The 12090-nt window shown below is 66.4% G+C and carries 10 protein-coding genes and 1 pseudogene; 5 read left to right on the forward strand and 6 right to left on the reverse strand.

The window, feature by feature from the left end:
• The first annotated feature begins 7 nt into the window (after positions 1-7).
• Complete coding sequence (locus NBY65_RS30170) at positions 8-1276, forward strand: IS256 family transposase (RefSeq protein WP_250265970.1); 1269 nt, start codon at positions 8-10, stop codon at positions 1274-1276.
• A gap of 56 nt (positions 1277-1332) precedes the next feature.
• Here NBY65_RS30170 and NBY65_RS30175 read toward each other — a convergent pair.
• Positions 1333-1740 (reverse strand): annotated as a pseudogene (locus NBY65_RS30175) (IS6 family transposase); the annotation flags it as partial.
• A gap of 574 nt (positions 1741-2314) precedes the next feature.
• Here NBY65_RS30175 and NBY65_RS30180 point away from each other — a divergent pair.
• The 3 genes from NBY65_RS30180 to NBY65_RS30190 are packed head-to-tail and all read left to right on the forward strand — an operon-like array spanning position 2315 to position 6160.
• The gene (locus NBY65_RS30180) at positions 2315-4690 is read left to right on the forward strand and encodes a DMSO/selenate family reductase complex A subunit (RefSeq protein WP_150045710.1); all 2376 of its coding nucleotides are present in this window, start codon (positions 2315-2317) and stop codon (positions 4688-4690) included.
• A 14-nt stretch (positions 4691-4704) separates the two neighbouring features.
• Positions 4705-5304, forward strand: coding sequence for a DMSO/selenate family reductase complex B subunit (locus NBY65_RS30185; protein WP_150045709.1), 600 nt, complete (start codon positions 4705-4707; stop codon positions 5302-5304).
• Positions 5297-6160 carry a dimethyl sulfoxide reductase anchor subunit family protein gene (locus tag NBY65_RS30190; protein ID WP_162530917.1) on the forward strand — a complete coding sequence of 288 codons (864 nt, stop codon included), beginning with the start codon at positions 5297-5299 and terminating at the stop codon, positions 6158-6160. Before NBY65_RS30185 ends, NBY65_RS30190 begins: the two co-directional genes overlap by 8 nt.
• 55 nt (positions 6161-6215) lie before the next feature.
• On the opposite strand, the gene dmsD is transcribed toward NBY65_RS30190, so the two are convergent.
• From dmsD to NBY65_RS30215, 5 genes are all read right to left on the reverse strand, one after another.
• Entirely contained in the window at positions 6216-6830 is a 615-nt protein-coding gene (gene dmsD / locus NBY65_RS30195; protein ID WP_150045707.1) for a Tat proofreading chaperone DmsD, read from the reverse strand.
• 325 nt (positions 6831-7155) lie between these two features.
• On the reverse strand, positions 7156-7893 hold the full coding sequence (locus NBY65_RS30200) for an IS6 family transposase (RefSeq protein ID WP_150045706.1): 738 nt from the start codon (positions 7891-7893) through the stop codon (positions 7156-7158).
• A gap of 377 nt (positions 7894-8270) precedes the next feature.
• Positions 8271-9620 carry a hypothetical protein gene (locus tag NBY65_RS30205; protein ID WP_150045705.1) on the reverse strand — a complete coding sequence of 450 codons (1350 nt, stop codon included), beginning with the start codon at positions 9618-9620 and terminating at the stop codon, positions 8271-8273.
• Positions 9621-10070: 450 nt separating this feature from the next.
• Complete coding sequence (locus tag NBY65_RS30210) at positions 10071-10361, reverse strand: hypothetical protein (RefSeq protein ID WP_150045704.1); 291 nt, start codon at positions 10359-10361, stop codon at positions 10071-10073.
• Positions 10358-10579, reverse strand: coding sequence for a type II toxin-antitoxin system prevent-host-death family antitoxin (locus tag NBY65_RS30215; RefSeq protein ID WP_203330765.1), 222 nt, complete (start codon positions 10577-10579; stop codon positions 10358-10360). The genes NBY65_RS30210 and NBY65_RS30215 overlap by 4 nt, the downstream gene beginning before the upstream one ends.
• A 116-nt stretch (positions 10580-10695) precedes the next feature.
• On the opposite strand from NBY65_RS30215, the gene NBY65_RS30220 reads away from it, so the two are divergent.
• Complete coding sequence (locus NBY65_RS30220; protein ID WP_250265971.1) at positions 10696-11964, forward strand: IS256 family transposase; 1269 nt, start codon at positions 10696-10698, stop codon at positions 11962-11964.
• Positions 11965-12090: the final 126 nt, after the last annotated feature.

Below are 12090 nucleotides of genomic sequence, written 5' to 3' on the forward strand. Positions count from 1 at the left end.
ATACGCCATGACGAGCGATACCAGAGTTGTTGCCCTCCGTCAGCCTGATGAGGTGGATGACCCGCTGACAGCGGTGCTGAGGAACGGTGCCCGGCGCCTGCTGGCTCAGGCGGTGGAAGCGGAAGCCGAGGCGTTCCTGGCGGAAATGCGCGGCTTGCGCCTGCCGGACGGACGCGAGCGGCTGGTGCGGCACGGGTATGGGCCCGAACGCCTGGTGCAGACCGGCATCGGGCCGGTTCCGGTGCAGCGGGTGAAGCTGCGCGATCGCGGCGCCCCGTCGGAAGCGGAGCGGATCCGCTTTACCTCGGCGCTGCTGCCGCGCTGGGCGCGGCGGACACGCAGCCTGGATGCGTTGTTGCCGATCCTCTACCTGCGTGGGGTCTCGATGGGCGATTTCCAGGAAGCGCTGACGGCGCTGCTCGGCCCGGAGGCGCCGAACCTGTCGCCTTCGGTCATTGGCCGCCTGCGGGACGAATGGCAGGCCGACTATACGCGCTGGCAGCACCGTGACCTGTCGGCCCGGCATTACGTCTATTTCTGGGCCGATGGCGTCTATCTACAGGCGCGCATGGAGCCGCAGGCCGAGTGCATGTTGGTCCTGATCGGCGCCACCCCGGAGGGCAAGAAGGAACTCGTGGGCTTTCAGGTCGGGATGCGCGAGAGCGCACAGAGCTGGCACGAGCTGCTGGTCGACCTCAAGGCCCGCGGGCTGGCGGTCGCGCCGCGGCTGGCCACCGGAGATGGAAGTCTCGGCTTCTGGAAAGCACTGGGGGAGGTGTTCCCGACCACCCGGCATCAGCGCTGCTGGGTGCATAAAACCGCGAATATCCTCGACAAGCTGCCCAAGTCGGTTCAGCCCGCGGTCAAGCATGACCTGCGCGAGATCTGGCAGGCGCCTGACCGTGCCACGGCCGAGGACGCCGTGGATACGTTCGCCGAGAAATATGCGGCGAAATACGCCAAGGCCGTTGCCTGCCTGCTCAAGGACCGTGACGCGCTGCTGATCTTCTACGACTTCCCAGCCGAGCACTGGGATCATCTGCGCACATCGAACCCGATTGAAAGCGTGTTCGCCACCGTTCGCCTACGCACGGTGCGGACCAAGGGCGCGCTCTCGCAGGACACTGCCCGCCTCATGGTTTTCAAACTGGTGATGATGGCTGCCAAGACATGGCGCCGCCTGAAGGGTGAGAACCAGTTGCCGAAGGTCGTCCGAGGTGTCAGATTCCGCAACGGCCTCGAGGTCATCGAGGCCCCAGTGCAGACCGCCGCCTGATCGGGCCGTCACCCAATTTCCAGCATAGCTCGTGCCAACTCCTTGGTGCGTCGCCACAGCTCGTCGCCTCCCTTCATCTCGGCAACGGCCTTCGGATAGGCAGCATTCTTATCAACGGTGATCGTCCGCGGGTTCACCGTGTGCGGCTGGCCGAGCGCCTTGCGGAAGAACCGCTTCGCCGCCGCCGCATCCCGTCGCGCGCTGAGCAGGAAGTCGATGGTCTGACCCGGGCTGTCGACCGCCCGATACAGATAGGTCCAGCGGCCCTTCACCTTGTTATATGTCTCATCGACCCGCCAGGAACCGGTGCAAGGGCGTAGATAGGGCCGAAGCCGCTTCTCCAGGTCGGCAGCATAGGCCTGGATCCAACGAAAGGGGGTGGTGTGGTCGACCTCCACGCCGCGATCGGCCAGCATCAGCTCGAGATCCCGGTAGCTAATCGGGAACATCAGATACCAACGCACCGCTCAGAGGATCACCTCGCCGCTGAAATGCCGCCCCTTGAAGCTCGTCACCGTCAGGCCCTACCACCGCTCATCCTACGCGATCATACCCGATCTCCGATCCACGTCGAATTTCGCAACAGAGCCACAGGAGACGTGCGTCCAGATCGCAGCATGAACACGAGGAACCTCGTCCGGTGCCACCAAGCGTAGCCATAGGCCGTCAACTTGACAACGCCGGCCGGCAGCCTTCAATTTGCCGTCATTGCTGCGAGGGCGTATACAGGTGGCGCTGAAATCGTGGCGCCATCACGGGTACACAACCGGGCAGCCACGACAGGAGTTCTGCACGTGGATCGCTTCTGTCTCCGGGATGCCGCATCGCGCGCGGTCCGCGAGAATGTCGGAACATCAGCCACACGGCCTTGGCACGCTGCGCCTCGCATGTGGTTGTCAGCGTCAGCACAGACACGCCGCGACGCGCTCCGCGCCCGCCAGCGGCTTCTAACAACGGACTAATCCCACCCGCGGCCAGTTGCGCTGCGCGCGGGCCGCTTTGCAGCCGATCCGACTCCGACCCTGAGGAGAATTCCGCATGGGAAATCCCAATCCGCGTGACCCGCGCGCGGTGCTGACGCGGCGCAGCTTCGTCGCGGGCTCGGCGCTCGCTGCCGTACCCTTCGTCGCCGGCACGTACGTCTCCGACGCAAGCGCCCAGGCGACCACCCCGCCACTGCCTGCCGGCGGAGAACGCGTCGTACAGACCTGCAGCACCTTCGACTGCGGCGGCAAGTGCGACATCCGCGCCCATGTGAAGGACGGCGTAGTCACTCGCATCAGCACGCGGCCCGACGCCGATCTCGACGAACACATGCCGATCATGCGCGCCTGCGTGCGCGGCCGTGGCTATCGGCGCTTCGTCTACAACGCCGATCGGCTGAAATATCCGATGAAGCGGGTCGGCCGGCGCGGCGAAGGCCGCTTCGAGCGCATCACCTGGGACGAGGCGACCACGCTGATCGCCGCGCAGATGAAGCGCATCGGCGAGACCTACGGGCCAGGTGCACGCTTCGTGCACAACAACACTGCGGTCAGCGGGGGAGCTTTCTCGGGCCATACCATGGTCAAGCGCCTGCTGAACCTGACCGGAGGGCATCTGGAGTACTATCACTCCGTCAGCATGGGCAACACGGCGGCGATCACACCCTACACCTATGGCACGGCGGCCACCGGCAACTCGCTCGACACACTGCTGGACTCGAAGCTGATCATCCTTTGGGGCCACAACCCCACGGAGACGATCTTCGGCCACCTGAACCACTATCTGCAGAGAGCGAAGGACAAGGGCATTCGCATCGTGGTGGTCGATCCGCGCTATTCGGACACGGTCGCCGCCTATGCCGACGAGTGGGTGCCGCTGCTGCCCACCACCGACAACGCGCTGATGGACGCGATGGCCTACGTCATCGTCAGCGAAGGCCTGCAGGACCAGAAGTTCCTCGATACCTACTGCATCGGATTCGACGAAGTGCATATGCCGGAAGGCGTGCCGCCAGGCGAGTCCTGGAAGTCCTACCTGCTCGGCGAGAAGGACGGCACGCCCAAGACGCCGGATTGGGCCGAGCGCATCACCAGGGTGCCTGCCGCCACGATCCGCCACCTCGCTCGCGAATATGCCGTTGCCAAGCCGGCGGCACTGATCCAGGGCTGGGGCCCGCAGCGGCATGTCTGCGGCGAGCGCACCGCCCGTGGAGGCTCGGTACTGCCCGCGCTGACCGGCAATGTCGGGATCCGCGGCGGCTGGGCCTGCGGCTATGGTGGCATCGGCAACCGCAAGTTCCCAGCCTCGCCCGACATGCTGGCTAATCCGGTTAAGGGCAAGATCAACATCACCACCTGGACCGAGGCGGTAGAGGACGCTTCGCAGATTACCCCAACGACCGGGCTGCGCGGCGCCGAGAAGCTCGATGCCGATATCAGAATGATTTTCTGCCTGGCCGGTAACTACATGGCCAACCAGAACCCGGACATCAACGCGACGGTGAAGCTTCTGGAGGACGAGAGGAAGGTCGAGTTTATCGTCTGTAGCGACCTCTACTTCACTCCGAGCGCACGCTACGCCGATGTATTGTTGCCGGAAACCAGCTTCATGGAACGGTGGAACCTCGGTGCGACCTGGGGGTCGGGCAATTACTTCGTGCTTTCCGAGAAACTGGTCGAGCCGCCCTTCGAATGCCGCTCCGATTACGAGTGGCTGGCCGAGGTGGCGCGCAAGCTCGGCGTGGAGCAGGCTTTCACCCTCGGCCGCAGCGAGAAGGACTGGATCGCAGCACTGGTGGAGGACACCCGCAAGGCGATGCCGAGCGAGGGCGTCCCGACCTTCGAGGAACTCCTGGTCAGGAGAGTCCACAAGTTCGCCGGCAGCGAATCCTATGTCGCCTTCGAGAAGCAGATCCGCGACCCGGAAAACAACAAATTTTCCACGCCCTCTGGCAAGATCGAGATCTTCTCGAAGCGCCTCTACGACATGAAGAACCCCGCGATCCCGGCGGTGCCGCGCTACGTGCCGTCGCCGGAGGGACCATCCGATCCGCTCGCCGCCCGCTACCCGCTGCAGTTCATCACCTGGAAAGGCAAGAACCGGGCAAATTCCACGATGTTCGTCAGCCCCTGGATGAAGCAGGTGCAGCAGCAGAGGCTGTGGATCAACCCGCTCGACGCCGAGCCGCGCGGCATCCACCAGGGCGACCCGGTGCGCGTGTTCAACGACCGCGGCATCACCGTGGTGCCCGCCGAGGTCACGCCGCGCATCATCCCCGGGGTGGTAGCGCTGCAATCGGCGGCGTGGTGGGCGCCCGACCGTGACGGCATCGACCGAGGCGGCTGCGCCAACGTCCTGACCTCGCGCAGGCGCACGCCACTCAACGGCAATTCGCACCAGACCAACCTGGTCGAGGTCAGGAAGGCCTGAGGGAGCACGCCGACATGGGCAATCAACTCGGCTTCTTCATTGACTCCGCCCGCTGCTCCGGCTGCAAGGCCTGCCAAGTGGCGTGCAAGGACAAGAATGAGCTCGACGACACGCGCCTGTTCCGGCGCGTGACCGAGGTGCACGGCGGCGGCTTCGTGCCGACCGGCACGGGCGGCTACACGCAGGACGTCTTCGCCTATACGCTGTCGATCTCCTGCAACCACTGCGCGGATCCGATCTGTGTGAGGAACTGCCCTACAGGCGCGATGTACAAGCGCGCCGAGGACGGGGTGGTGGCGGTGGACACGAAGCGCTGCATCGGCTGCGGCTACTGCGCCTGGTCCTGTCCCTACGGCGCGCCGCAGATGAACAAGGCGACCGGGCAGATGTCGAAATGCGACTTCTGCTCCGACCTCCTCGCCCGCGGCGAGCCGCCGGTCTGCGTCGGCGCCTGCCCGCTCGGCGCGATTGAATACGGGCCAATCGAGGAGTTGCGCGCGCGCCACAGCACGCTGGCCCAGGTGAATGGCCTGCCAAATCCGGCCGTCACCCGCCCGAACCTGGTGGTTCGGGCGCATGCCGGCAGCAAGAAGGAGGGACGCCCCCATGCATGACTGGCCGCTGGTGATCTTCACCCTCTGCCTGCAGGCCTCGGCTGGCTTGGCGGTGCTCGGACTTGCCGACTGCGCGCTGCTGCGCGGTGAAGCGCGGGCCGCAAGGCTGCCAGTGCTGCTGCCGATGCTAGGCGGCGCCGGCCTGCTCGCGATCGCGGGGCTGGCCGCCTCCTTCGGCCATCTCGGCTATCCGCTGAACGCGCCGAACGCGATCCGCAACCTCGGCAGCTCCTGGCTGAGCCGCGAGATCCTGGCCACCTCCGCCTATATCGGGGTCGTCTGCCTCGCCTTCCTCGCAACGTGGCGAGCCGGACGGGTACGGCTGCCCTGGCTGACCGTAGCAGCGGTGGCCGGGCTGGCGGCGACCTGGTGCATGGGCGAGGTCTACCGCAGCACGAGCGTCGCCGCCTGGACCACGCCGGCCACCCATCTCGGCTTCTTCGGCTGCCTCGTGGTGCTGGGCGCGGTGCTCGGCCTCTGGCTTGGCGCGCACCGCGCTGCAGCGGCGGCCGGGGTGCAGGCCAGCCAGCGGCTACTGGCTCTGGCCGTGGTGGCGGTGGCAGTCAGCCTGCTGGTGCAACTGGTGGCTTGGCCCGACTACTTGCTGGCGGTCCATGCGCCGGCGGTGGAGGTCGGCCGCACCTTCCCCATTGCCTCGGCGGCGGCGCTGGACGCGCATGCGGATCTGCGGCTGGTGCGCTGGAGCGTAGCGGGGGTGGGCTGCCTGGGCCTTGCCTGGGCGGCCTGGGGCGCGCTGCGCCCGGCGACGCGCATCGGCCTGCTCGCGGTGGCATCGGCGCTGCTGCTCGTGGGCGAGCTTGCCGGACGCTATCTTTTCTTCGCCATCCACGGCTGACCGGGCCGCCTGCGACGGCGGGGCGGAAGATGAGGACCTTCTGCCCCGCTCGCTTTCATAGGTAGAGTTGCCGCTCCCGCATGGCGATGCCGTGGTGTGCGCGCAGCGCCTCCAGGGTCAGTGCGGTCAGGCGGGCGAGACCGCGATAGAAGGGCGCGTCCGCTGCCTCAGCCAGGCGCTCGCAAAAGCGTGGCCCCCAGGGCAGCAGATGCACGCCGAGCAACACGTCGGCTTCGGCTATGCGCCCTTCGGCCAGCAGCCAGGCGGCTATCCAGAGCAGCAGCCCGGCGTGGTCCTCGGGCCCCTTGTCGTGGCTCTGTACCTGCACCGCTGCCGTGCGCAGGAAGTCGCGCAGTTCCAGCAGGGACTCGCCACAGAGCGCGTTCTCCGGGTCGAGATAGACCGAGCCCCAAGGCGGCGCGGGCAGCGCCTCCGGCCCGACGAAGAGCCGCCGGTAGGCTTCGGCCAGCCCCGCCTCTTCCGCCGCCGCGACGAGATCCGCGACCGCGGCAGCGAAGCCGGGCGCATCGCTGCCAGGCCAGCCTTCCGACCATCCATCCTCGTGCAGGGCCGCACGCGCGGCGCGGTGGGCAGGATCGCCGGGGGGCAGCGCTATCAACGTGCCGAGCAGGTTCAACGCGGCCGCGGCCGTCGGAAGCGATTCAAGCATGGGCCTGTCTTTCGTGTCAGCTGCGCCGGGCAGCGAGCGAGGGTTCGCAGCAGATGGTTGTGTTGCAAAGTCTGTGAACGGGTCGAGCGCTGTTCTGGATGCAGCGTGGTTCAGGCGACAATATCGAACAATCTGGCAATGAAGTCAGCCTGGGCCTTCATGTTTCGACCGTCGATCCTGTGAACCTGCCCTTTCCTCATCATCGCCATCGCCTCGTAGCCTGCAAGCGTTCGTCGTGCTGTTCGGAAACTGCTGAAGCCAAGCGCAGGAGGCTCTGTTGCAAACTCGGTGAACAGGTCGAGCGCTTCCTTGGACGAACTGAGATTCAGGCGGCGATGTCGAACAAGCTGGCGATGAAGGCAGCCTGGGCCTTCATGTCCCGACCGTCGATCCTGCGAACCTGCCCTTTCCTTATCATCGCCATCGCCTCGTAGCCCGCCAATGTTCGTCGTGCCGTCCAGAAGCTGCCGAAGCCAAGCCCAGGCTCCGTCAGCCGTTTGATCCGCCGATGATCCTGTTCGACGATGTTGTTGAGGTATTTGCACTGCCGCAGTCGGGTTCGCCGCCACAGCTCGGCATCGCTCTTCATCTCGGTGACGGCCTTCGGATAGGCGGCGTTCCTGTCGACGGTGATCGTGCGCGGGTTCACCGTGTGCGGCTGGCCGAGCGCCTTGCGGAAGAATCGCTTCGCCGCCGCCGCGTCCCGTCTCACGCTGAGCAGGAAATCGATGGTCTGGCCCCGGCTGTCAACCGCCCGATACAGGTAGTTCCAGCGGCCTTTCACCTTGATGTACGTCTCGTCGACCCGCCACGAACCGGTGCAGGGCAGCAGATAGGGGCGAAGCCGCTTCTCCAACTCGGCCGCGTAGGCCTGGATCCAACGAAACGGGGTGGTATGGTCAACCTTCACGCCACGATCAGCCAGCATCAATTCGAAATCCCGGTAGCTGATCGGGAATATCAAATACCATCGCACCGCCCAGAGGATCACATCGCCGCTGAAATGCCGCCCCTTGAAGCTTGCCACCGTCAGGCCCTTCCGCCGCTCATCCCTGGCGACCATACCCGATCTTCAGCCCACGTCGAATTTCGCAACAGAGCCGGTGGCGGGCTCGGAGGTCATCTCGGCAGAATGCCCCAGCCGCATCGTTCCGGCCAGAGACCGCGAACCTGACAATGCCTGGGCTTGGCTTCGGCAGTTTCCGAACAGCATGACGAACGTTGGCGGGCTACGAGGCGATGGCGATGATGAAGAAAGGGCAGGTTCGCAGGATCGACGGTCGGGACATAAAGGCACAGGTGGCCTTCATTGCCAGGCTGTTCGACATCGCCGCCTGAACTCCGCTGCATCCACAACCACCCTCGACCCGTTCACCAACTTTGCAACACAACCTCCGAAGGCTGGGTGCCGCCACCAGCAGGTGCCTCTGTTGAAATCCTTCAGCGGCCCGGAACATCCTTCGCCAGCGGAACCAGCGAGCCGACAACAAGCAGGATTTCCTCTGGCTTGGCTGGCAGCTTGTCCGCGGTCACGACCATACTGCTGAGGAAACGGCCGCCTTGGGTGTAGAGCGAGAGCTCCAGGCCGTCCGCGATGATCTCCGGGCGGCAGACGACTTCCTCATCCGGCGCCTCGCGCCGGGCCGCCGCAACGAACGCGCGGATCTCCTCCAGGCCACCGACCTGCTGCCCGGCGTCCGCCAGGAAATCGGTGATTTCGCCGGGCACCTCGGACAGGCGGACGAGGTCCAGCACCACGCAACCCGCCGCGTCGAAGACGGCTGACCGCCAACGGTCGAATGCGGCCGCCTGGGCCGCGTCCTCCGGCGTCGCCTCGTCCTCCTCGGGTTCCTGGGGCGGTCCGTTAACGGCCACTTCGTCCCACAGCGGGATCGACCAGTCGACCTGCAGACCGAGCAGGAAGCCGAAGCCCATTCCCGCCAGCTTGTCCGCGTCGGCGGGAGGCAGATCGTTCGGCTCGGCACCCGCGACCATGTCGATCAGCACGCGCCGCACCGCGGCGGGGTCGAGGCTGTCGAGCGCCTCGGGGGACCGCCACCCGGGAAGGAAGCGGACGTCGTCGGTGGCGGGCAGGACGCCCGCCTCGAGCAAGCTGTCGCGCAGCGCAGCTGCGTCCGGCACGTTGGATGCTGGGAGCGCCACGGGCAGGGCTACCAGCTCCGCCCATCCCGACGGACCCATCTCGGCCCCCTCCGCCACCGCCAGGAGTTCCCCGAGCAGATCCTCGGCGGCCTCCTCGCCGAGGCGGTCCCCCGTCTTGCGCACCGCAAGGTCCAGGACGTTGCTCCGCCCGGCTGCCAGAAGGTCGTGCACGAGATCGTCGAACTCGGAGCTGTCCTCGTCCGCGAAGGCGTCCAGAAGGCGGTCGGCCAGCGAGCCGGGCGCAGCGCTGAGCTTAGGGCGGGAACCCGCCAGGGTCGGGTCGGCGCTGAGCGCCTTCAGGGCGGCCGCGCCGTGCAGCAGGTGGCGGCGGTCGCGCCACGCCCAGCGGTTCTCCTGCGTGTCAGGCCGCCCGGACATCCACCGGCGGAAGGCGGCGCGGTCGGCAAGCTGGACGAACACCCGCACCCCGGCCGCGGCCAACTCGGTGGCGACGGCCTTGTTCACCGCGGCGACCGTGCCGAGGTCGGTTTCGCCCGGCCGGAACGTGTCCAGGGTCTCAATGTCCGGGTAATGGGTGATGAGGATCGAGGTCAAATTAGGGGCGGCGTCCCTCGCCAGGGCAACGGCCTGTTCGATGATGTGGTCCTGACGACCCTTGGTCTGCATAGCGAACCTCCGGATGCGGCCGCACGGCGGCCAGACGTTCCGCAGGTCTATCCCAATGGAAGGAGACGGCCGAGGCCGCCCCGCCCATGACGGCGCCCATGTCGGCATCCGGAGCATCCTGGCCGACCTCGGCCTGTCGCAGCGGCAGGCCGCCGCCGCGGTCGGGGTGTTCCTGCGGTCGATGGCGGGGAGCGCAACGGCTCGCTGGCAACGCCACCACGTCGCTGCTGCTCCGGCTGCTGCGGCGACACCCGGATCTGCTGGCGGACAGGGGAACGCTTCCAGGCCGAGGCTCCACCATCAAGATGTTCGGGCCACCAGCCGTGTTCGTTGACGCTCGCGGTTGGCGAGATAGGACTGAGCAACCTGCCGGAGCAGCGCGCGTGAGACCTCGCCATAGGTCATGGTCCCCGGCGGGTGGTTCGGCACCGGTCGCACGTCCGGACCCGGTCAGATGAAGGCGTTGCCCTCGGTGGTGACGATCCAGGATGGCAGATCGTCCAGGCCGAGGCGGCGCTTTTCCGTCGCCGGAAAGGTGACGGCATCGGCCGGATCGGTGGGCGGCGTGTGGGTGACGGCCAGGACCAAGATCTGGGTGTGCGCCGCGCTGATCTGCACTGCGAGCGCCAGCACCAGGGCGGGCCGATCCTTGCGCCCTTCCTCCCGCCCAGCGGCGTTCTCATCGGCCCAGAGATAGGCGTAGCGAATGACGCTCCCCGGCGGTGGCGCATTGCTGGTCATGCGCCGTCGCGCGCCAGCCTTTCGATCTCAGGCAGGAACTGCTCGGGCGTGTCGGCGGCGCGGAATGCCAGCTGGTCGCGCTGCTTGAGCCGCTCGTATTCCTCCACAGACAGGAGCACCGTACGCGGGCGGCCGTTCTTGGTCACCATCACCGGGCGCGCGAGGGCAATGTCGCTGTAGTGGGAGAACTGGCGAACCAGTTCGCCTGCTGTGGTCACGACGGGATCGCCTGTCGACAGAGCTATGGGGGAAACTGGGTGACGACGGCCTGAGTGAGGCGGCGTATCGAGGCTGGTGACGAGCCTGCCCGAACCTCCCGAAGGAGCGATACGCCATGACGAGCGATACCAGAGTTGTTGCCCTCCGTCAGCCTGATGAGGTGGATGACCCGCTGACAGCGGTGCTGAGGAACGGTGCCCGGCGCCTGCTGGCTCAGGCGGTGGAAGCGGAAGCCGAGGCGTTCCTGGCGGAAATGCGCGGCTTGCGCCTGCCGGACGGACGCGAGCGGCTGGTGCGGCACGGGTATGGGCCCGAACGCCTGGTGCAGACCGGCATCGGGCCGGTTCCGGTGCAGCGGGTGAAGCTGCGCGATCGCGGCGCCCCGTCGGAAGCGGAGCGGATCCGCTTTACCTCGGCGCTGCTGCCGCGCTGGGCGCGGCGGACACGCAGCCTGGATGCGTTGTTGCCGATCCTCTACCTGCGTGGGGTCTCGATGGGCGATTTCCAGGAAGCGCTGACGGCGCTGCTCGGCCCGGAGGCGCCGAACCTGTCGCCTTCGGTCATTGGCCGCCTGCGGGACGAATGGCAGGCCGACTATACGCGCTGGCAGCACCGTGACCTGTCGGCCCGGCATTACGTCTATTTCTGGGCCGATGGCGTCTATCTACAGGCGCGCATGGAGCCGCAGGCCGAGTGCATGTTGGTCCTGATCGGCGCCACCCCGGAGGGCAAGAAGGAACTCGTGGGCTTTCAGGTCGGGATGCGCGAGAGCGCACAGAGCTGGCACGAGCTGCTGGTCGACCTCAAGGCCCGCGGGCTGGCGGTCGCGCCGCGGCTGGCCACCGGAGATGGAAGTCTCGGCTTCTGGAAAGCACTGGGGGAGGTGTTCCCGACCACCCGGCATCAGCGCTGCTGGGTGCATAAAACCGCGAATATCCTCGACAAGCTGCCCAAGTCGGTTCAGCCCGCGGTGAAGCATGACCTGCGCGAGATCTGGCAGGCGCCTGACCGTGCCACGGCCGAGGACGCCGTGGATACGTTCGCCGAGAAATATGCGGCGAAATACGCCAAGGCCGTTGCCTGCCTGCTCAAGGACCGTGACGCGCTGCTGACCTTCTACGACTTCCCAGCCGAGCACTGGGATCATCTGCGCACATCGAACCCGATTGAAAGCGTGTTCGCCACCGTTCGCCTACGCACGGTGCGGACCAAGGGCGCGCTCTCGCAGGACACTGCCCGCCTCATGGTTTTCAAACTGGTGATGATGGCTGCCAAGACATGGCGCCGCCTGAAGGGTGAGAACCAGTTGCCGAAGGTCGTCCGAGGTGTCAGATTCCGCAACGGCCTCGAGGTCATCGAGGCCCCAGTGCAGACCGCCGCCTGATCGGGCCGTCACCCAATTTCCAGCATAGCTCCTGTCGACATCCGTAGCCTCCAAACCCACTGATCTCACGCAAAATACATGAAATGCATGTTTTGCGCAAGGCAGCCTTCAGGCGTGATAACCATT

The organism is Rhodovastum atsumiense (assembly GCF_937425535.1).
Classification (GTDB): Bacteria; Pseudomonadota; Alphaproteobacteria; order Acetobacterales; family Acetobacteraceae; genus Rhodovastum; species Rhodovastum atsumiense.